The 18,650-nt window shown below is 69.9% G+C and carries 27 protein-coding genes and 1 other RNA gene; 6 read left to right on the top strand and 22 right to left on the bottom strand.

Annotation, left to right across the window (positions count from 1 at the left end; translation table 11 throughout):
• Positions 1-14: 14 nt before the first annotated feature.
• The 3 genes from dnaB to ACIQU4_RS15380 are packed head-to-tail and all read right to left on the bottom strand — an operon-like array spanning position 15 to position 2,998.
• Positions 15-1,385, bottom strand: a complete 1,371-nt coding sequence (gene dnaB, locus ACIQU4_RS15390) for a replicative DNA helicase (protein ID WP_403729963.1) — start codon at positions 1,383-1,385, stop codon at positions 15-17.
• Positions 1,382-2,095 carry an ATP-binding protein gene (locus ACIQU4_RS15385; protein ID WP_403729961.1) on the bottom strand — a complete coding sequence of 238 codons (714 nt, stop codon included), beginning with the start codon at positions 2,093-2,095 and terminating at the stop codon, positions 1,382-1,384. Before ACIQU4_RS15385 ends, dnaB begins: the two co-directional genes overlap by 4 nt.
• A gap of 3 nt (positions 2,096-2,098) precedes the next feature.
• Positions 2,099-2,998, bottom strand: a complete 900-nt coding sequence (locus ACIQU4_RS15380) for a hypothetical protein (RefSeq protein WP_403729958.1) — start codon at positions 2,996-2,998, stop codon at positions 2,099-2,101.
• A gap of 156 nt (positions 2,999-3,154) precedes the next feature.
• Here ACIQU4_RS15380 and ACIQU4_RS15375 point away from each other — a divergent pair, with 156 nt between their 5' ends.
• On the top strand, positions 3,155-3,364 hold the full coding sequence (locus tag ACIQU4_RS15375) for a type II toxin-antitoxin system prevent-host-death family antitoxin (protein ID WP_403729956.1): 210 nt from the start codon (positions 3,155-3,157) through the stop codon (positions 3,362-3,364).
• Positions 3,365-3,435: 71 nt separating this feature from the next.
• Here the strand turns inward: ACIQU4_RS15375 and ACIQU4_RS15370 are convergent, their stop codons facing one another.
• From ACIQU4_RS15370 to ACIQU4_RS15295, 16 genes are all read right to left on the bottom strand, one after another.
• Complete coding sequence (locus tag ACIQU4_RS15370) at positions 3,436-3,753, bottom strand: hypothetical protein (protein WP_403729953.1); 318 nt, start codon at positions 3,751-3,753, stop codon at positions 3,436-3,438.
• Complete coding sequence (locus ACIQU4_RS15365) at positions 3,753-4,583, bottom strand: hypothetical protein (protein WP_403729952.1); 831 nt, start codon at positions 4,581-4,583, stop codon at positions 3,753-3,755. Before ACIQU4_RS15365 ends, ACIQU4_RS15370 begins: the two co-directional genes overlap by 1 nt.
• On the bottom strand, positions 4,580-4,876 hold the full coding sequence (locus ACIQU4_RS15360) for a hypothetical protein (RefSeq protein ID WP_403729950.1): 297 nt from the start codon (positions 4,874-4,876) through the stop codon (positions 4,580-4,582). The genes ACIQU4_RS15365 and ACIQU4_RS15360 overlap by 4 nt, the downstream gene beginning before the upstream one ends.
• Positions 4,873-5,244 (bottom strand): hypothetical protein, encoded by a 372-nt coding sequence (locus ACIQU4_RS15355; protein ID WP_403729948.1) that lies wholly within the window; start codon positions 5,242-5,244, stop codon positions 4,873-4,875. The genes ACIQU4_RS15360 and ACIQU4_RS15355 overlap by 4 nt, the downstream gene beginning before the upstream one ends.
• 71 nt (positions 5,245-5,315) lie before the next feature.
• Positions 5,316-6,209, bottom strand: a complete 894-nt coding sequence (locus ACIQU4_RS15350; RefSeq protein ID WP_403729945.1) for a recombinase RecT — start codon at positions 6,207-6,209, stop codon at positions 5,316-5,318.
• Positions 6,206-7,189 carry a YqaJ viral recombinase family protein gene (locus tag ACIQU4_RS15345; protein WP_403729942.1) on the bottom strand — a complete coding sequence of 328 codons (984 nt, stop codon included), beginning with the start codon at positions 7,187-7,189 and terminating at the stop codon, positions 6,206-6,208. The genes ACIQU4_RS15350 and ACIQU4_RS15345 overlap by 4 nt, the downstream gene beginning before the upstream one ends.
• A gap of 104 nt (positions 7,190-7,293) precedes the next feature.
• Positions 7,294-8,115, bottom strand: a complete 822-nt coding sequence (locus ACIQU4_RS15340; protein ID WP_403729939.1) for a phiSA1p31-related protein — start codon at positions 8,113-8,115, stop codon at positions 7,294-7,296.
• Between the two features lie 115 nt (positions 8,116-8,230).
• On the bottom strand, positions 8,231-8,617 hold the full coding sequence (locus tag ACIQU4_RS15335; RefSeq protein ID WP_403729936.1) for a hypothetical protein: 387 nt from the start codon (positions 8,615-8,617) through the stop codon (positions 8,231-8,233).
• Complete coding sequence (locus ACIQU4_RS15330) at positions 8,614-9,348, bottom strand: hypothetical protein (protein ID WP_403729933.1); 735 nt, start codon at positions 9,346-9,348, stop codon at positions 8,614-8,616. The genes ACIQU4_RS15335 and ACIQU4_RS15330 overlap by 4 nt, the downstream gene beginning before the upstream one ends.
• Positions 9,338-9,691, bottom strand: coding sequence for a hypothetical protein (locus ACIQU4_RS15325; RefSeq protein WP_403729930.1), 354 nt, complete (start codon positions 9,689-9,691; stop codon positions 9,338-9,340). Before ACIQU4_RS15325 ends, ACIQU4_RS15330 begins: the two co-directional genes overlap by 11 nt.
• A gap of 94 nt (positions 9,692-9,785) precedes the next feature.
• Positions 9,786-9,950 carry a hypothetical protein gene (locus tag ACIQU4_RS15320; RefSeq protein ID WP_403729928.1) on the bottom strand — a complete coding sequence of 55 codons (165 nt, stop codon included), beginning with the start codon at positions 9,948-9,950 and terminating at the stop codon, positions 9,786-9,788.
• On the bottom strand, positions 9,947-10,402 hold the full coding sequence (locus ACIQU4_RS15315; RefSeq protein WP_403729926.1) for a hypothetical protein: 456 nt from the start codon (positions 10,400-10,402) through the stop codon (positions 9,947-9,949). Before ACIQU4_RS15315 ends, ACIQU4_RS15320 begins: the two co-directional genes overlap by 4 nt.
• Entirely contained in the window at positions 10,399-10,611 is a 213-nt protein-coding gene (locus tag ACIQU4_RS15310) for a hypothetical protein (RefSeq protein ID WP_403729923.1), read from the bottom strand. The genes ACIQU4_RS15315 and ACIQU4_RS15310 overlap by 4 nt, the downstream gene beginning before the upstream one ends.
• On the bottom strand, positions 10,608-10,916 hold the full coding sequence (locus tag ACIQU4_RS15305; protein WP_403729921.1) for a hypothetical protein: 309 nt from the start codon (positions 10,914-10,916) through the stop codon (positions 10,608-10,610). The genes ACIQU4_RS15310 and ACIQU4_RS15305 overlap by 4 nt, the downstream gene beginning before the upstream one ends.
• Positions 10,913-11,122: a hypothetical protein gene (locus ACIQU4_RS15300; protein ID WP_403729918.1), complete on the bottom strand. Its 210-nt coding sequence runs from the start codon at positions 11,120-11,122 to the stop codon at positions 10,913-10,915. The genes ACIQU4_RS15305 and ACIQU4_RS15300 overlap by 4 nt, the downstream gene beginning before the upstream one ends.
• Before the next feature lie 113 nt (positions 11,123-11,235).
• On the bottom strand, positions 11,236-11,469 hold the full coding sequence (locus tag ACIQU4_RS15295; protein ID WP_403729915.1) for a helix-turn-helix transcriptional regulator: 234 nt from the start codon (positions 11,467-11,469) through the stop codon (positions 11,236-11,238).
• Between the two features lie 498 nt (positions 11,470-11,967).
• On the opposite strand from ACIQU4_RS15295, the gene ACIQU4_RS15290 reads away from it, so the two are divergent.
• From ACIQU4_RS15290 to ACIQU4_RS15280, 3 genes are all read left to right on the top strand, one after another.
• Positions 11,968-12,420 carry a hypothetical protein gene (locus ACIQU4_RS15290; protein ID WP_403729912.1) on the top strand — a complete coding sequence of 151 codons (453 nt, stop codon included), beginning with the start codon at positions 11,968-11,970 and terminating at the stop codon, positions 12,418-12,420.
• 126 nt (positions 12,421-12,546) lie between these two features.
• Positions 12,547-12,858, top strand: a complete 312-nt coding sequence (locus tag ACIQU4_RS15285) for a hypothetical protein (protein WP_403729910.1) — start codon at positions 12,547-12,549, stop codon at positions 12,856-12,858.
• The gene (locus ACIQU4_RS15280) at positions 12,782-14,107 is read left to right on the top strand and encodes a tyrosine-type recombinase/integrase (RefSeq protein ID WP_403729908.1); all 1,326 of its coding nucleotides are present in this window, start codon (positions 12,782-12,784) and stop codon (positions 14,105-14,107) included. Before ACIQU4_RS15285 ends, ACIQU4_RS15280 begins: the two co-directional genes overlap by 77 nt.
• 84 nt (positions 14,108-14,191) lie before the next feature.
• Here the strand turns inward: ACIQU4_RS15280 and rnpB are convergent.
• Positions 14,192-14,592: RNase P RNA component class A (gene rnpB / locus ACIQU4_RS15275), an RNA gene on the bottom strand.
• 77 nt (positions 14,593-14,669) lie between these two features.
• Here rnpB and ACIQU4_RS15270 point away from each other — a divergent pair.
• Both ACIQU4_RS15270 and ACIQU4_RS15265 read left to right on the top strand, forming a co-directional pair.
• Positions 14,670-15,407: a MerR family transcriptional regulator gene (locus ACIQU4_RS15270; RefSeq protein WP_403729905.1), complete on the top strand. Its 738-nt coding sequence runs from the start codon at positions 14,670-14,672 to the stop codon at positions 15,405-15,407.
• A complete protein-coding gene (locus tag ACIQU4_RS15265; RefSeq protein WP_403729903.1) occupies positions 15,404-16,069 on the top strand; it encodes a hypothetical protein in 666 nt (221 codons plus the stop codon). The genes ACIQU4_RS15270 and ACIQU4_RS15265 overlap by 4 nt, the downstream gene beginning before the upstream one ends.
• 108 nt (positions 16,070-16,177) lie before the next feature.
• Here ACIQU4_RS15265 and ACIQU4_RS15260 read toward each other — a convergent pair whose 3' ends face one another.
• Together ACIQU4_RS15260 and ACIQU4_RS15255 are read right to left on the bottom strand one after the other, a co-directional pair.
• Entirely contained in the window at positions 16,178-17,113 is a 936-nt protein-coding gene (locus ACIQU4_RS15260) for a helix-turn-helix domain-containing protein (RefSeq protein WP_403729901.1), read from the bottom strand.
• 79 nt (positions 17,114-17,192) lie between these two features.
• Positions 17,193-18,635 carry an RNB domain-containing ribonuclease gene (locus tag ACIQU4_RS15255; protein ID WP_403729900.1) on the bottom strand — a complete coding sequence of 481 codons (1,443 nt, stop codon included), beginning with the start codon at positions 18,633-18,635 and terminating at the stop codon, positions 17,193-17,195.
• Positions 18,636-18,650: the final 15 nt, after the last annotated feature.

Here is an 18,650-nt window from a genome sequence, read left to right as displayed (position 1 = left end):
GCCTTTCGGGCTGGTCACGTGTGGGCCATGTCAACGAAGCGGCTGTAGTGCAGTTGGTTGGCGACGGTGATGACGGCGGGCGCCCCGTTGCGGTGCTTGCCGAGGATCAGGTCGACCTCGCCGGCGCGGGCGGACTCTCGGTCGTAGGCGTCTTCGCGGTGGACGAGGATCACAAGGTCGGCGTCCTGCTCGAGTGACCCGGACTCGCGGAGGTCTGAAACGACCGGCTTCTTGTCCTGTCGCTGCTCGGGGCCGCGGTTGAGCTGGCAGAGGACAACGACCGGCACCTCGAGCTCCATCGCCATGAGCTTCACGTTGCGGCTCATGTCGGAGACTTCCTGCTGCCGGTTATCTCCTCGCCGCGACATGCCTGACTCGAGGAGCTGCAGGTAGTCGATGACGACAAGGTCGAGGCCGCCCTGCTGCTTGAGCTTTCGGCTCCGGGCTTTGATCTGCATGACGGTCTGGCCGGGGGTGGCGTCGATCGTCAGCGGAGCGGCGGTGAACCTGGGGAGGGCTTCGGCGTAGCGAGTCCAGTCGGAGTCGGTCATGGTGCCGCCACGGATGTGGTGCAGGCCGATGCGGGCTTCGGCGGACATGATCCGGTGCTGTACGTCGCGGCGGCTCATCTCGAGGCTGAACATGACGGCCGGCCTGTTGTGGCGGATGGCGCAGGCTCGGAGCATGTCGACGCCGAGCGTGGACTTTCCCATCGCGGGCCGTCCGGCAACGATGACCATCTGGCCGGGGTGGAGTCCGTGGGTGAGGCTGTCGAGGTCGGTGAAGCCGGTCGGTACGCCTTGGGCTCGCCCGTTGCGCTGGAGTTCCTCAAGCTCGCTGACCATGTCCTCGGCGTCGGCTCCGAGGAGGGCCGAGTCGGCGTCTTCGCGAACTTGTACGGCCGTGTTGAGTTCGGCCATGGCGGCGTCGGCGGTTTCGTTGGCGTCGCCACCTGCGTAGCCGAGCTGAACGATGGAAGTTCCGGCTTTGACGATGCTGCGGAGGATGGCCTTTTCGCGGACGATCTCGGCGTAGTAGCTGGCGTTGGCTGCGGTGGGGGTGGCCTGGACGAGTTCGAAAGCGATGTTGATGCCGCCGGCTCGCTCGATGAGGCCGGTCTCGCGAAGCCTGTTGGTGACGGTGATGGGGTCGACGGGCTCGCCCTTGCCGTACAGGGCGGTGATGGCGGCGAACACGATCTCGTGTGAGGGCCGGTAGAACTCGCGGCCCTTGAGGATGTCGAGCACTTCGGCGATGGCATCCGAGCTCAACATCATGCCGCCGAGGACGGACTGCTCGGCTTCGCTGTCCTGCGGCAGGGCCCGGTCGAACGCGAGAGGTGCCGCGGCGGGTACCTCGTTCCACAAATCGGTGTCGGTGGTCACGCGGCTTCACCCCGGCGGCGGTCGTGGCCGGTGATGGGAACGCGCTGGCACATCTCGACGAGGCGGGAGGTGACGCGGTCACCGAGCCGGGCGGAGAGGTCCTTCGGGAGGACGTTCGATGTGATGAGGGTGGGGAGCTGGTTCTCGTACCGGTGGTTGATCAGCCGGAAGTTGATGCCCTCGGTGAACTCGGAAATCTTGCCGCCGGCGCCGAGGTCGTCAACGAGGAGGATGCTGGCCTTGGAGTACCGCTGAAACTCGGCTTCGGAGTCGATGCCGTGGCGGGGCTGGAGCTGGGCGTAGAGATCGGCGGCGGTGACGACGGTCCAGCGGGCGACGATCCCGGTGATGGCCAGTTCGCGGACCGCGCCGTAGGCCTCGTGGGTCTTGCCGACGCCGGTGGGCCCGAGGAGCAGCAGCGAGGGGCCGCGGTTGATGCTGGCAACGGGAGCCTTGCGGCGCTGCTGCTCGGCGATGGCTTCGGTCGCGAGGTTGTCGATCCACGTGTGGATCTCGGGGCGCTGGGCGGTGGCGCTGCGGAAGCGGAAGGGCACGATCTTGGCGGCCTGGTGGACGCTCCAGCGGGCGACGTTCGGCAGGCCGTAGGGGTCGCCGTCGTCGGTGTTGAGCCAGTCGGCGGTGCGGTTCTGGCGGGCGAGCAGCGGCAGGAGGTCGTACTGCCGGGGGTCGAGCGGCGGTGTCCACTGCATGATCTACAGCTCCTCGAAGTAGGCGGACTGGTCGTCGGGGTTGCGCCAGGGCTGGTAGTCGCCGACGGCGTGAAGCCGCGGGCGGGCCGGCTGCGCGGGCTCGTCGTCGTAGCAGCCCTTGTTCAGCCAGGTGGCCGGGTGCTTCGTGTACTGGGGGTCCTGATCGCGGCGCTCTCGGGCGTAGCCCTGGGCGCCGGCCACCATCACTGCGGGGTCGGCTCCGCGCTCGATGGCGGCGATCCACGCCTTCTTGGCGTCTTCGTAGGCCTTCTTGAGCGGGTAGTTGTGCCAGAAGGCACCGAAGGCCTCGAGGTGGTGATTCTTCTGCTGGCCGGTCTTGGCGCTCGCCCGTGTGGTCGGGTGGCTGACGGCGGCGGGAGAAGAGTCTTTATCTGTTGAGGGGGTTGAGGGGTATGAGGGGAAGGGGTCCTGGGTTTCCGGACCCTGTTCACGTGGTTTCCGGACCCTAACTACGTGGTTCCCGGACCCTTTCTCGGAGTTAGGGTCCGGGTTCTCCGGACCCTTTCCTTCGGTTTGGGTCCAGGGTTCCCGGACGCTGTGTCCGGAGATTCCGGACCCTGTCTCGTCGTTAGGGTCCTGGGTTTCCGGACCCAAAGCAGCGCCCATCTCTGCGACCTTGTAGACCGCGCGGTGTCCGCGGCGGCCGGCTGAGACGGTCTCGAGGGCCTTCTTCTTGCGGAGTGCGCTCAGCACGTCGTACCGGCTGGAGCGTCCGGGCAGGCGCATGCGGTGTGCGATCTCCGGGTCGTCTTCGATGCCGGGCCAGCACTGCCTGGTGCTGTCGTTGGCGTTCTCTGCCAGGACGAGCAGGGCGTATCGCTCACGCCATGTCAGGTCGGCGGGCGCGTAGTCCAGCACCTCAACGATCAGCCGGATTCCCACGAGCTCTCTTCTCTCGGGTGGTGTTGCGGGGTGGGCGGGCGCGTGGAACCAGGGGGTCTAGGGCGGGTCCGACACGCCGACACCTACGTAGCTATCATAGCTAAGAAAGCGAGTTTGCGCTGTTGTAGTACGCAGCGAATCCGCTACTGTGGTTGCATGACCGCGACCCGAACCGAGCACCGCGACAAGATCGCCGACGCTCGCAACGTCCTTGGCGAAGTGATCGCCCGTGCCCGGTTCGCCGGCGAGACGACCGTCCTCATGAACCGAGGCAAGGAGGCGGCCGTGATCGTCCCCTTCGACTTCTACGAGCGCGCCCTCGAGGCGCTCGGCGAGACGGCGGTACCCGCCGCCACGAAGTCCTGACTCCATAGCTCCTCCTCTCCTCGAGCCCCGCGTTCACCGCGGGGCTTTGTCGTGTGCGGGTGGGGAAGCGGCTAGGCCGCGGCGGTGCGGGTTCGGATGCGGTGGACGGTCCGTGGCGTGCACTTGACGTGCTCGGCGATCAGCCATGCCGGGAGTCCGCGGCGCGTCAGGGTGAGCACGGCGATCTCGCGCTCCCTGGGGGTCAGCCGGCCGGGCGGGTCGCCGACGACAGCTCGTTTGACGGCGGCCACGTCTGGCGCAGCCGGCACGTACTTATTCCGCTCGCACGCCCGGCAGTAGGCCCAGCCGTTGGGCAGTCGGCGCAGGTTGTCGGGGAAGGGGTGGTCGTGCTTGCAGGTGGGGCGGGCGGCCCGCCAGGAGGTGCCCATTAGGCGGCCTTTCGCATGTCGTTGCGGGCGAGGGCCTCGTCGACCTCGCCGAAGGTGAGGCCCAGTCGGGTGGCTGCTTCAGTCCGGGGGACGCCGGCGACGGTGACCATCCAGACGGCCTCCTCGGCGAGGCGCTCGGGCTTCGTCATGCCGTACTCGGGCGTGAAGTGCGGGTCGTCGATGCCGTCGGGGAACTTCGCCCAGTACTTCGGGGTGGGCCAGCGAAGGTTGGCGGCGCGACGGCGGGCCCTCTGAACGCTGACCTTGCTGACGCCGTACCGCTCCGGGTTCCTGGCTGCCAGCTGCTCGTATGCCCGGCGAACCGAGTGGGCGGTCTGGCCGCTGGTGACGTCCTTCTTGATGAGGTCGTCAACCCAGGTGGGGTGAACGCCGATGATGGGGCCGAGCTGCCGGAGCGGCCAGCCGATGGCTGCGAGAGCCTGGATTCGCCGACGGGTGCCGGTGGAGTCGACCGTGCCCGGGAGGAGGTCGTCGGCGGTCACGGCCAGGATTCGGGCTGCGTGCTCGGGGGTGGTGCGGCGCCTGCGGGGGCGGCCAGCGCCGGTTGACCTGACGAAGGAAGTGACGTTCGAGGGGTGGCAGCCCAAGTGCTTGGCGATCTTTGTGGTGCTGATGCCCGCGGCTTGGAGTTGCAGGAGGTGCTGTCGGACGGGCTCGGCATCGACGAGCCCGCTGTAGGTGTCGCCTCGCTTGGCGGCGTTGTGCTGGCGCTGCCACGCGTTGAACCCGTCGTAGCAGGTACGGCACTTGCATCCGTGGTACTTGTGGCGCGAGAGGCTGCCGTGGGGCGGGAGCGGCTTGGTGGTCACTGGTCTTCCTCCGTCCGGCGGGTCTGGTGGGGGATGTCGTGCTGGGTGGCGTCCCAGATGGCGAGGCAGTCGGCGAGGTCGTCGGCGGCCTGCTTGAGGCGGTCCTTCTTGGCTGCGGCTACGTCGTTGGCGACGGTGGCTTCGGTGCGGGCGGCCTGGCGGGCGGTCCGCTGGAAGCGGCGGGTGGTGCGGGGCTTGTGCCACCGGTCGAAGGCCCAGCTGGCGGCGAGGGCGGCGAGGGCGAGGAGTCCCGCGGCGCCGATGCATGCGATGGCCGTCTCGCCGGCGGTCACGCCGCCTGCTCCCTCGGTGCGAGCCGGGCGGCCTTCCGCTCGGCCAGCCAGGCCCATCCCGCCCCGGTGAGGAGATACGTCTTCACGGCCTTGCCGTGGGCCTTCTCGTTGATCGACGTGACTTCCCCGACGCAGATCAGGAGCTGCGGACGGCGGGTGGCCAGGCCGCGGAAGTACAGGCCGGCGGCCTTCCGGCCCATGTCGGGGAGCACAGCGCGGAGGTCGTTCATGCCGAACGGCTGGCCGTCGCCGGCTATCGCCTCGATGGCCTGGTCGAACACTCGGGCGTCCCACTGGGAGACGTTGGCGAACATCGTTGCGAGGAGAGCGTTGGCCTGGTTGCGGGCCTGCTCGGGAGTGAGGGTCATGGCATGGTCCTCTCGCGTGTGCTCTGCTTGGGGCGGGCCGGCCGCCTATCCCGCGGCCGGCCCGAGTGCTGCTACTGCGGGTTGCCGGCGCCGGGCTGTGTGGCCTCGGGCCAGTCGTAGGCGCCGTTGTCGGCCGTCGCGTCAGGCGTGTTGCCGCTGGTGATGGCGGGCGGCTCGTTGACCGTCTCGCCGGGGATGTAGGCGGGGGCGTCGATCGCGTCGAGGCTGCGGTCCGTGCGGACCGACTCGTCGTGGGCCATGGCGCGGGCCAGTTCCGAGGACTTGGGCAGGATCTTGAATAGCTGGCGGATGGCGGTCTTCTTCGCCATCGCGTCGTAGTCCGTCTTCCACGGCCCGTCGTCCTTGGCCTTGGACCGCTGTCGGATCCGCTCGACATCGTCGGGGGACAGGACGGCGAAGGCGGAACCGCCGTTCGTCATCGAGGCGACCGCGTAGTAGGCGATCGGCCGACCGCGGCCAGTGAGTGACGGCCGGTGTACGAGGCGGGGTTCGAGTCCGTACTCGTACTCGAAGTGGTCGTTCTCATGGACGACCTGGGCATCGAGGTGGCGAGCCATCGGGGACTGCCAGAACAGCTTGACCATGCCCTGGTAGCCGATGACCAGCTGGACCTCGTACACGCCCAGCCGGCGGTTGAAGAACGGCAGCAGGTACGCCTCGCCGGCGGGGCCGCCCGGCTCCAGTCCGAGCTGGGCGCAGTTCATGAGGGCGCCGGCGAACGAGTCGACCGTGCATTCGGCGAGGTGCTTGGTCGTGCGGAGAGAGGTGAGTGCGATGCGGGCGATGCGGTCGCCCGTCAGGTGCTTGGGGACGGCTCGGGCGAGTTCACCGGCCATGCTGTTGACGAACTGGGCGAGGTCGGTTGGAGGGTTCTCGCCGGTCTCCTGTACTGCGCCGACGTTCTGGGCTCGGCGGGCGACGGCGTTTCGGGCTGCGGTGGTCACAGGTTCTCCATGTGGATCCGGAGGGTGCGGGTGGGCTTGCCGCGGTAGGCCTCGGGGTCGATGTCGGGGTCGGCTTCGAGGGCGGCGGCCTTCCAGGCGATCTGTCCCTTGCGGGGGCGCCAGGAGTAGGCGAGGTCGCCGCGGATGTGAACGTCGGTCTTGTCGCCCGCAATGGCCTTGAGGTGGTTGTCCGCCTCGGTCATTGCGATGTCGGCGGCTTCGGCCTGTTCCTTGGCGGTGGCGCGGATCTTCAGCCACTTCTCGACTTCGGCGGGGTTGGCGACCACGACGTCGCGGGTGGAGTGGGCGTGCAGCCGGTCGAGGAGCTGGCCGGTGGCGTGGCTGCCGTCGAGTGGCGGCCGGGTTCCGGACTCAACCCAGCCCCAGAACTCCTCGCCGATACCGTGCAGGTCGGCGATCATCCGGTCGTCCCGGTTGAGTCGATGAATGATCGTCCGCTGCCCGCCGATGAGAGTGGCCGTGTAGGCGAACTCCCAGCCAGTGACGCCGAGGTACCACTGGGTTTGGATTTGAACGTCGGTCGGCGGCTCGTCCAACCAGTCCTGCAGGGCGTAACTGGAGCGCGTCTTGATCTCCACCACTCCGGGCCGGCCGTCCTCGATCGTGACCCGGTCGAGATTCGCGACCCACGGGCCGGCAGGGTGGCGCAGGGTCCCCGGTCCCTCGGCCGCGTACAGGCCGGTTTTCGCGATGAACCGGGTAGCGACGATCGGTTCGAGGAGGTGGCCCATTTCTGCGGCCTCGTCGAGGACAGGGTCCTTGCGGCGGGGAACGAACTGGCCGGTCTTGCGGAGCCAGACTTCGAGCGGGCTGGTGTAGGGGTTCAGGCCGCAGATCGCGGCGATGTCGCTGCCCCCGATGCCGGTGGCTCGGGCGGCATGCCAGTCGGATTCCGTGGAGTTCGGCCCGAGGATGACGGTGGCACCGGACGGGAACGTCAGCGGCGGCGAGGTACTCATGTCGTGCCTCTCAGGGTGTGGAAGGCCCCGCCCCCAGGGGGGAGGTGGAGGCGGGGCCGTGGCCGGAGCAGCGTGGGAGCGCTCGACGGCCGGTCTGGGATGGGTCAGGCGGCGGGCTGCTTGACAGGCCCGAAGCTCTTGATCAGTTCGGCGAACGTGTGGTCGTCGCCCTCGATGCCGACCAGCGACATGAGCGGCTCGCCCGACTGGTTGCGGCGACCCGTGAACTCCCACTCGTCGTCGTCCGCGTCCAGCCACGTTCCGTCGAGGCGGTGCGCGATGCCGTCGATCTCGACGGTCGGCTTGAAGGCGGTGAGCCACTGGCTGATCAGCGGCTCACGCTGGGCGTTCTCGAAGCGAACTGGCATCTGCAGGCCGAGGAACTGGGCGTCGTCGTCCGCCAGGACGAGCGCCTTTCGGGGGCCGGCCTGCCATGCGTGCAGTACGGTCCCCGCCTCCTCCCAGCGGGCCAGGAACTCGGTGGTGAAGGTGGTCATAGGGACCGGCCCCATGTCGGACTCCAGCTGGTCCCCGATCGTCTTCCGCCAGTTGGGATAGTGGGTGTAGTCGCTGCTGTCCGCGGTGATGCGCATGTTGCTCGTGGCGGTCGCCAGGGCGAGGGCGATGTTGCCGCTGTCATCGCGGTCGGCCGCCACCTGGACCACACCGGTGTCAGCTACGTGGAGCCAGGCCAGTACTGCAGGCAGCGACTCGACGGGGATGTAGGCCTGCCAGGTTTCCGTCTCGACGGTTCCGATTCGAGCGACGGCCATGGTGTACCGGTCGGTGGCGAGGGTGAACAGGTTGCCGCCCTCAGCCTCGATGCGGACGGCATTGAGGACGGGGAGCGTGTCGTCGTCGGCCACGTGGGGCGAGATCTGCTTGAGCATTCGGTGGAGGTTGTGGGCGCTGGTGTTCACGGACACTGCTGTCTCCTGGGATGCTTGGGGTGCGCCCCTGCCGACTAGCCTTCGGCGGGGGCGTCCTGCGTGTGGTTGGTGTCCCGGGGCCGCGGTCCGTTGGATGCGCGGCCCCGGGCAGTCAGAGGCCCGGCAGGTGGCTCGGGGCGGTGCCGGCGAGCGGCGAGAGGTGGAGCGGGACAACGACCGGGATCGGCTGCGTCTCCGCGACCGCCGGGTGGGCCGCGAGGCCGGAGACTTTGCGGGCGTTGGCGAGCTGCGACCGGAGTGCGCGCGCCTCGGCCTCGAAGGCGTCCGCTCGTTGCGTGGTCTCGGCGAGCTGGGCTTCGATCTCGCCCAGCTGGCTGACCTTCGCGTTCGCGGTGTCCCAGCCAGCCGTCGCCGCGTCCAGCTGGCGGCGCATCAGGCCGAGGCCGGCGTGCGCCCTGGCCAGCAGGTGACGGAGGCGGACTACCTCGTCGACCGCGCGGTGGGCACGCGGCGGGCGGGATATACCGAGGAGGCTCATACCGGCACTCCCGGCTGGTCGTCGTCGAGGGTGGGCTCGGCGGCCCGCAACTCGGCGATCTCACGGTCCCGATCTGCGAGGAGGGAGCGCAGCCTGGCCACCTCGTCCTCAATCCGGTTCTCGGGGCCAGCAGCCTCGCGGACCGAGGAGACGGTGAACATGCCGCCCGACGTGACGCCCTTTCGGTCCGCCTCCCGGCACAGGTCGTGCACGGCGTTGAGGCAGCGGTTCAGGTACGCCATCTCCTCGGCGACCGTCGGTTCCTTGCCGACGTACCGTTCGAGCGTTGCTTCCAGGTCGGCGATTCGGGCCAGGAGCTGCTTCTGGTGCTGCTCCGCCTCGTGGTCCGGCGTGAACACCTGCGTGCCGTGCTTGGCGGCAGTGGCGCAGGGCCAGGCGGTCGACCATCCGTCGCCCCAGCAGACAGCGCACAGCCAGGCGTTGGGCTTCCCGCAGCTCTCGAAGATGGGAAGGTGGAAGCGGGCCGGCAGGTCCGCCTTCTCCTGGTCGGTCATCTCGGTCAGGACTTCCCAGCAGGGCATGTCCGGCGGCTGGATGAGCATGGCCCGCTGGGCGCATTCGTCGTCCTCGACGGGCTTGCCGTCCTTGACCGCGGCGCGGCAGGTGCCGCAGGCGGACGGGTCGGCGTGCTGGCCACGTGAGGCGACGTGCTTGTCGATCTGCTGCTGCCAGAACGGGTCACGCTCGGCGAGGCGGGTGTCAGCGTCCATCGGAGGCCACCGCCTTCGCGGCATCCTGGCGGGCGAACTCGGCGTCGATCCACGACTGCGGGTCGAAGCCGAGTGCCTCAGCCGCACCGAACGGGTCGGTGATCTCCGGCATCTCGCCCTCGTCGTTCAGCTCCTTGACGAAGGCCAGCACGCCGTCCGGGTCGACCTCGGCCAGGCGGGCCAGCAGCCGGTGCACGTACCAGGCGGCGGCAGTGCCCGAAGCCCGCTCCCACATCACGGACGGGGTGACGTCCTTGGCGACCCGCATGCCAATCGTGACGTGGGCGTGGAGGGCGAACAGGTGCATGTCGCTGATCGGGTCGAGGGGCGTGGGCTCGGTCATCGGGTTCCTCCGGTCTGAAGATGGCGCCCGAGGGCGAGGAGCAGGAGCGAGGCGAGGCCCGCGAGGGCGTCCAGGGCGGCGGCACGGCGGAGGGTCATCGGGGCCTCCGGAGACTCGTGAACCAGACGTCGGGGTTCGGCTCGATGAACCGGTCGCGAAGGGTGTCGGCGTAGTCCGGGTCGACGACGCGGGCCGGCTTCTCGACCTCGGCGGGCGGCTCGTTCAGCAGGGGCGACGTCACCGTCTTAGAGCGGGTCATCGCGACCCCCAGGCCGTCAGCGTGTTCGTGTCGGCCCGCCACGTCTGCGGCACCGACCAGTCCGCCGTGAACGCCGCCCGCAGCCGCTCCGCCAAGTACCGGGAAGCGCCCCGCGGCAGATTGATGCGGGCACCCGACTCATCCCGAACCAGAACTTGCGGCGTCCCGTCCGACTGGTGGGTCAGCAGGATCGACACCGCGCCCGGGGCGACCTGGTCGATGCGGAACGGCAGCCGGGCCAAGTGGTGGCGGCGGGTGTGAGCCGACGAGCGCCGGCTGTACAGAGGGAGGTTCGGCTGGCAGGCGTCTCGGCGGGCAGCCCGCAGGAGATACCAGACCTCGGCGGGCCAGGCACCCATGTCGGCGCCGTAGTGCCGGAGGTAGGCGGCCTCGATGGCGATCAGCTGGTCCTCAAGCTGGTCCAGCAGGCGCGGCTCCATGACAGTCGTCACGCGGCACGCTCCAGGTCTGCGCATTCCTGCCGGGCGGCCTCGTCGAGCAGTGCGGCGGCCATGGCCCGCAGCGCTTCCGGCGACGAGCCGTCGGTGTGGAGAGTGACCGGGCCGAGCCGCAGCCACGAGTGGATTCCGAACTGCTCGGACTTGATCTCGGCGGGGTCCGCCGTCAGGTGCACGCTGAGCGTGCCGACCGTCGTACTCACGACTGGCCTCCGGCGGTCAGGTACGGGTAGCTGCAGGCGCCCTCGAACGGGCAGGAGGAGTCGGCGTCGAGGTCGAGGACGTCGTGTCGCCGTTCGGCCTTGCCGCCGGACTTGGCGTACTCCTCCGGCGTCAGCCCGAGACCGGCCGCGACCTGGGCCAGATGCTCGGCCGCAGCGGCCAGACGGGCCAGCTCCTGCGGCGACGGCGTGTACCGGGGGCGGGGCTGGGATGCGCCGATCGCGGCCACCAGCTCCGGCAGCGGACGATCCAAGTCGGCGATCGTGCGAGGCGTCGGAGTGCTCATCGGACGACCTCCGTTGCCTGCGGGTACGTCGCCAGCACCTTCGCCGCGGCGTGCATCGTCGAGATCGACCGCTCGCGGGCCTCGACCGACTCCGGCAGCAGGAAGTACAAGCGGGCCTTCCGGGTGGCCTGCGCGGCCTCACGGATGCGATCCGGGTAGTGGGCTTCGATCAGGTCCACGACCGGATCGGGCATGATGTGGGACATCGGGGTCCTCTTCTCTCCTTGCAGTGATGTGCAGGTGAGGGGCGGAACTTCGGGAGGCCCTGACTTGCCGGTTACTTCCAGGTCACCGGCGGTCAGTGGCCGCATAGCCGCAGCTAGGCGGCGGAAGCGACGGGCCTGCGGTTCGTGCGGCCCTGGTCGTGCAGCCAGGCATCCAGCACGGTCAGCTCGTAGGCGAGCTTGCGACCCACGTTGTGCGGTTCCGGCCCGTAGCCGTTCTGGCGCCACTTGTAGAGGGTCGTCAGAGCGATGCCGAGGTACCTGGCGGCCTCATCCGACCAGAGGCTCCCTTCCGGCGGGGCGACGTACTTACGCGGGCGGTACTTCACTGTTCACTCCAGCCGTAGGTGATTCCGTGGACGAATCGTCCCCGTTCGGGGACGACGAGGGTGCGAAAAGGACCAGCAGCGCCACGCCGACGGCCTCCGAGATGGAGTGCGCGTCGTCCACGGATGCTGTTCTCTGACGCCCGGTGAGGAGTCCGCCTATCAGTCCGGCCGTACACCCGGCAGCCTGCGCCAGGGTTCGGACGGAGTAGGGGGCACCGCTACCGGGGTGGTCCATGACCCATCTGAGGATGCTCCGGTCGCGTATTGCGTAGCGGCGGCTCAATGGATCTCCAGTGAGATGGAGTTGCTTTGACTGAGATGAGCTAACCACATCCGGGACAGTCTGTCCACAAAACAGGACGGCCGGATCTGGGGTATCTGCAAAGTTCCAGTGCAGATACCCTTGATCTGTAGACGATTCGTCTGCGATCCGGGATGGTTGTACGGCCTGACCTGCGATTTCTCTGGTTGAATCGGGCAGCAATGGAGACAGACCACGTGAACGCGCATGGAGAGGAAGTGGAGATGACGGTGCCTGCCACCGCCCCAGAGCCGGTCGCGCCCAGCCCCGCCCTCGGAGCGCTCTCCCGCCTCATCCAGGACGCTCTTAACGAAGGCCTCTCGTACAAGCAGCTCGCTGACCGCAGCGTCGACGCTCAGACCGGGACGACCGTCGTCAAGCAGTACCTGAACAAGCTCGTCATCAACCCGCCCGCATCGCCGCCTTCGCCCGCCCAGCTGAGGGCCATCGCCGTCGGCCTCCGCAAGACGGAACGCCGGGTCAAAGAAGCGGCGGCGCAGCAGTGGCTGGAGTACGAGGCCACAGAGCTCGCCGGCTACGACGAGGAGGTCCGCATCATCGTCGGACACCTCGCAGGCAAGTCGAAGGCTGAGCTGCGGCAGTGGCGCGCGATGATCGAGGCGGCCGAGCAGGCCAAGCGCGAGGACTGACCTCCCGGCCTCCATGGATGTATTCGCTTCAACCGATTGTGGCCAATCTCGGTCAGTCGTAGAGTCTTCACCCACCGTGCACAACTGGTCGCATCCGTACCAGGTGTGCTGACCCGGGGAGGGCTCATGCTGCGCGCCATCTATGAACTCGCCGATCTGGAGCCTGGTCAGGTGATCGATCTCCGCGAGAAGCGGGGCGCAATCGTTGTTCGCATCGACCGCAACGCCAGGCTGGAAGACGTCATAGCCACCATGAACGCCGTTTGCGAGGAGTTCTTCGCCGGCGGCCAGTGGTTCCAGCTGTGGAAGGGGGAGATCGTCACCATCGACTCCCCCGAGGATCCGCGAGACGGAGGCACCATTGCCCGGCTACATCGAGGACCGCTGGTACAAGAAGGGACCGTCCGATCCGGTCACACGCAAGCCCACGCGGGTTGAGACAGACCGCCACGGCAAGGGGAAGCGCTGGCGGGTGGCCGGCATCCCAGGCGTCAAGGATCGCTCCTTCGAGAAACTCGAAGGCCCCGAGGGTGCGAAGAAGTGGCTGAAGGACTCGGCGACTGACACTTCGCGAGGCACCTTCTATGATCCGCGGGACGGCAACATGCTCCTGAGGGAGTATGTTGAAACCTACTGGTGGCCCACGCTGCGCAAGCCGCCGACGACCAAAGAGTCCATGCGCTTTAGGGTGTTCGGCCACATCCTCCCCCATGTGGGGCACCTGCCGCTGAACCGCATTGGGCACGACGAGGTCAAGGCATGGCTCACGAGGGTCGAGCAGGATATCGACGTGAACACGGTCCGCACTGTGTGGCGGCACTTCTCCTCGATCATGCAGGCGGCCCACAAGGCGCGGCGCATCGCTGAGAATCCGTTTCGCGACGAAGATCTCTCAGCTCCGTCGGCGCCGCCGTCGAAGGCGAAAGCGTGGACGAAGGAGCAGGTACTCGCGGTGCGTTCGGCGCTGGGTGAGCGGTACGGCGTCCTGCTGGATCTGGCGGTCGGAGCAGGCATGCGGCAGGGGGAGTGCTTTGCGTTCTCGCCCGATGACATCGACGGGGGCGAGATCAATGTGACGCGGCAGATTGTCGTCGTCGGCGGACGTCTCGCGTTTGCTCCGCCCAAGGGCAACAAGGTGAGGACCGCCCCCTGCCCGGCAGAACTCGCCGAAGCCATCAAGCAGTACGTCAAGCGACGGCCGCCGGTGGAGGTGACCCTGCCCTGGGTTGACCCTGACCGGCCGGCATTGGAGTGGGAGAAGCGCCCCACAAGATCTGTACGTCTACTAGTGACCACCGCCCGCACCAGCGCCGCGCAAGGCGGGGCGATCAAGCGGAACAATTTCGACGAGTATCAGTGGAAGCCAGCCCTTGTTAAGGCCGGGGTTCTAGCCAAGCCGGAGCGCGAGGTGAAGCAGTCGCCGAACGGGCGAAAGTCCTGGACGAGGGTCCACTGGAAGATGGCGCGCGAGGATGGCTTCCACGTCACGCGGCACACGTTCTCCAGTATCGTGTTGTCTGAGGGTGAGACGATTACGCAGCTGGCTGCATGGCTGGGGCACAGCGATCCGGCCTTCACGCTTCGGACCTACGTGCACTTCATGCCGAAGTCCGGGCATCGGGCGTTGAGCGCGCTGGGGAAGTGGATGTCCCCGGAAGCGCCCCCCGAGCTGCCCGACGAGTCCTAGCCGAGTGGATCTCCCCAGATTCTCCCCAGCGTCATATGGAAGCACCCTCTGACCCGGGAAAACCCAGGTCAGAGGGTGTTATGCAGAACAACCGGAGCTGTACGCCGGGTTCTGTCGCCCGGTGACCTCGCGGTCGCCGGGGAGACGGCCATCCATCTAGGACCGGCGTTGCCGCCGGCCTCCTGCGGTCTACCCGCGAACTCGGGCGGGCAGCCCTCGAACGTTCGCGCAGAGCCGTCCGAAGACGACTCCTCTTGACCTTGCTCCGGGTGGGGTTTACCTAGCCGCCTGGGTCACCCCAGGCGCTGGTGGTCTCTTACACCACCGTTTCACCCTTACCGAGGGCCGAAGCCCTGGCGGTCTGTTTTCTGTGGCACTGTCCCGCGGGTCACCCCGGGTGGCCGTTAGCCACCACCCTGCCCTGTGGAGCCCGGACGTTCCTCGGCGGGATCCGGGGATCCCGACGCGGCCGCCCGCTCCGGTTGTTCTGCGAGTGACCATGCTACCCGCGCCGGGCGCCGCGCTTGACCTTGACGCAACGGCAGGGTTTCTACTGGAGGGCATGCGGATCGGAGAGATCGCCGAGCTCGTCGGGGTCACGACCCGGGCGATCCGGCACTACCACCATGTCGGGCTGCTCCCGGAGCCGGAGCGGCGCCCCAACGGCTATCGCGCGTACAGCGTGCGCGACGCCGTCCTGCTGGCCCGGGTGCGCCGGCTCACCGAGCTCGGGCTGAGCCTCGACGAGGTCCGGGACGTGCTCGCGGACGACGCGGGGCGCGAGCTGGCCGACGTACTCGAAGAGCTCGACGCCGACCTGGCCCGCCAGGAGGCCGCGATCCGGGAGCGGCGGCAGCGGCTCGCCGCGCTGCGGGCCGCGCCGCCGGGGGAGGACGGGCCGCTCTCGCCCGCCCTCGCCGCGCTGCTCGCCAAGGCGCCCGAGACGGACTCGCCGACCGCCGCGATGGACCGCGAGCACCTGACGCTGCTCGACGCGGTGGGCGCCGGCGGCGCCGAACTGTACGCGGCGCTCGGCCCGGTGGCCGCCGATCCGGCGGTCCTCGCCCTGTACGAGCGGCTCGACGAGCTCGCCGACGCCGCCGTGGACGACCCGCGCATCGCGCCGCTCGCCGCCGCGATGGTGGCGGCCGTGCCCGACGGGGTCTTCGACGCGATCCCGGCCGGCGGCGGGGTGGCCGGCGAGGGGTTCAAGGAGGCGCTGCTCGCGGAGTTCGCCCCGGCGCAGGCGGAGGTCGTCCGCAGGGTCATGGAGGCGTTCGTGGAGAGGGGCCGGGGATGAGCGGCAAGCGGGCGGCGCGCGAGGCGGCGCGGGAGGCGGTGCGGGAGGCGGTGCGGGCCCTCGTACCCGTGCCCGTACGGAGGCTGCTGCGGCACGAGCTGCGCGCGGGCGTCTCGCTGGGGAGGTGGGCGCTGCGCAGGCCGCCGCACGGGGTGGGCGCGGGCGAGCTCGCCGCCGGGTACACCGGACCGCAGACGGCCATGATGTACGGGCTGGTGTTCGTGGCCCTGGTCGAGACCGTCGCGCTGTCCGTCCTGATCCCCTGGCCGGGTGTGCACCGGGTGGTGCTCGTCCTCGACGTGTACGGGGTGCTGCTGATGCTGGCGATGCACGCCGCCTGCGTGAACCGGCCGCACGTGGTCCGCCGGGACGGCTCCCTTCGGATCCGGTACGGGGCCCTGTTCGACCTCGTCGTCCCGCCGGAGGCGGTGGCCTCGGTCCGGGTGGACCGGCGCTATCCGCAGGGCCGGCTCGTCACGCTCTCCGGCGACGGGGTGCTCGACCTGATCGTGGGCAGCCAGACCACGGTGACCCTGGAGCTGACCCGGCCGCTCCCGTTCACCCGGCCCCTCGGATCCCGGGCCGAGGCCCGCACCATCCGCTTCCACGCCGACGACCCGCGCACGCTGGTGGCCGCACTGCGGCAACCCGCACCCCCGTGACGGGCTGCCGCACTGCGTCGGGACTCTCCGGGGGGATGAGGAGTCGTGCGCCGAGCGTGGCAAGGAACAGGCGTCCGTGTCTTGTCAAAAACGGCACGCACGGGCAGTTCACAGCCGCTGTTCACCAGGGACTTCGTCGGGGAGCAGCAGGCTGGTGATCCGGCCCGGCACCCGGTCCAGGGCCGAGCCCGGCGGCAGCCCGCCGCGCAGGACCGCGAAGCGGGAGGGCGGCAGCCCGGTCAGGGCCTTCACGTCCCGGCCGAAGTGGGCCTGGTCGTGGTAGCCGCAGGCCGCCGCGACCTGGGCCGGGGCCACACCGGCCGCGAGCAGCCGCAGGGCGTGCTGGAGCCGGAACACCCGGGCGACGCCCTTGGGGGACAGGCCGACCTGTTCGCGGAAGCGGGCGCGCAGCGTGCGGGCGCTCCAGCCGGTCTCGGCGGCGGCCAGGGCCAGGGAGCCGCTGTCGGCCCACAGCCGGGACAGGGCGCCGCGGACCTCGGGCGCGGCGACCGGCCCCCGCTCCAGGCGGGCGGTGAACACCGCGTCGAGCAGGTCGAAGCACTCGGGCCAGGTGCCGAGAGCCTGGAGCCGCTCGGCCAGGTGCCGGCCGGCGGCCCCGAGCACGTCGGCGGGGTCCACGCGGGCCTCCCCGAAGTGCGTCACGGGGATGCCGAAGAGCCGGTAGGCGCCGAGCGGGCTCATGTTGACCTCCAGCCCGTGCACGGCGCCCGCGTGCACCCCGATCGCCCAGCCGGTGCGCGGGCCGCTGATCAGGGCCCCGGCGGCGGGCCGCAGGGGGGCGGACGGCTCCTCCCCGCCACGGGAGACCCACAGGCCCTCGCCGAAGGGGAAGACGAGCGTCACGTACCCGGTGGGGAGCTCCAGCCTGCGCCGGGGCGCGGTGAACTCCGTACGGAACCCGGTGTAGTTGACGATGTGCGGGCGCAGCGCGGCGGCGGGCCTGCGGCGGCTCGCGCCCGCAGGGACGCCCGGCGGTGCTGCTGCCGGTGCGGCCGGCCGTACGGACATGTAGACGGAACCCATCGCCGGCCTCCCCCGCCTGCTGCGCAGATGATGACAGGCGGCGGGCGCCCGGGGCCATACCCGGCGGGGGCCCATCCGCTCAGGCGGGGGCGAACAGCACCTTCGCCCGGCCCGGGTCGGCCTCCGTCAGCCGGACCCGGATGCGGTCGCCCAGCGGCAGCCGCGCGGACGGCGATTCGACCCGGCCGACCACCGCCGGCTCCTCCAGGTGGACCGTGCCCACGAGCGGCTCGTGCTCCTTGACGTCGATCACGGTCGCCTCGAAGGTCTCCCCGACGTGGTCCTTCAGCAGGGCCGCCTCGACGAGGTCCACGCACTCCCGCTCGGCCGTGTTGGCCAGCCTGCTCCCGTCCGCCATCCGCTCCGGGAGCGCGTCCAGCGCGGCCGTCGCCCACGCCGGGGGCTCGACCCCGGCCACCGCCGCCACGCACAGCTCGCCCGCGTACCGGTCGACGAGCCGGCGCAGCGGGGCGGTGCAGTGCGCGTACGGGGCCGCCACCGCGGCGTGCAGGAGGGGCTCCGGGGTCGCGCCGCCGGTGAACACCGTGTAGCCCGCGCCGCGCAGCAGGGCCGTGCACTCCTGGAGGAACGCGGCGTGGGCGGGGAGGTGCGGGTCGAGGTTGCGGACGAGTTCGGCGTACGGCATGTGGTGCGGCCAGTCGATCCGCAGGGCGGCGGCGGTGCGCCGGAGCCGGCCGACGGCCCCGTCGGGGGCGCTGGGGAGGGTGCGCAGGATGCCGGCGCCGGCGGCGAGCATCAGCTCGGCGGCGGCCATGCCGGCCATCAGGGAGATCTGGGCGTTCCAGCCGTCCGCGGGGAGCGGGGCCCGGTAGGCGAGGGCGTACGAGCCGTTCTGCGCGACGATCTCCTGCTCGGGCACGTTCAGCGAGACCCCGCCGCGCTCCTGCTCCAGGGTTTCGCGGAGCCGGCCGATGTCCTTCAGGAGGGCGAGGGGCTCCTCGGCGGTCCGGGAGTCGATGGCCTGCTGGACGCCGTCGTAGTCCAGCTTGGCCCGGCTGCGGACCAGGGCGCGGCGGACCTCGGTGGTCTCCACGCGTCCGGCGGAGTCCAGGTCGAAGCGCCACAGCAGCGCCGGGCAGGTCTGGCCGGGCAGCAGGCTGGCCGCGCCCTCGGACAGGACGGGCGGATGGAGGGGGATCCGGCCGTCGGGGAAGTAGAGGGTGGTGACGCGGCGGTGGGCCTCGGCGTCGAGGGCGCCGCCGGGGGTGACGAAGGCGGCGACGTCGGCGATGGCGTAGTGCACGCGGTAGCCGCCGCCCGCGCGCTTCGCCAGGTGCATGGCCTGGTCCAGGTCGCGGGAGGTGGGCGGGTCGATGGTGAACAGGGGGAGGTCGGTGGCGTCGCGGTCGGGGAGGTGCGGGGCGCGGACCGCCTGCCCGGCCTCGGCGAGCACCGGAGCCGGGAACTCCCCGGGCACGCCCAGCTCCGTGCGCAGTTCACGCAGCGCGGCCCGCAGGGCAGCCCCGTCTGCGCCGGTCATGTGCATATGACGGCGTGGCATGGATCGAGCGTAGGT

Source organism: Streptomyces sp. NPDC090741 (assembly GCF_044769045.1).
Lineage (GTDB): Bacteria > Actinomycetota > Actinomycetes > Streptomycetales > Streptomycetaceae > Streptomyces.
Note: the sequence above shows the minus strand (reverse complement) of the source record. Positions and strands in the feature narration are given on the sequence as shown.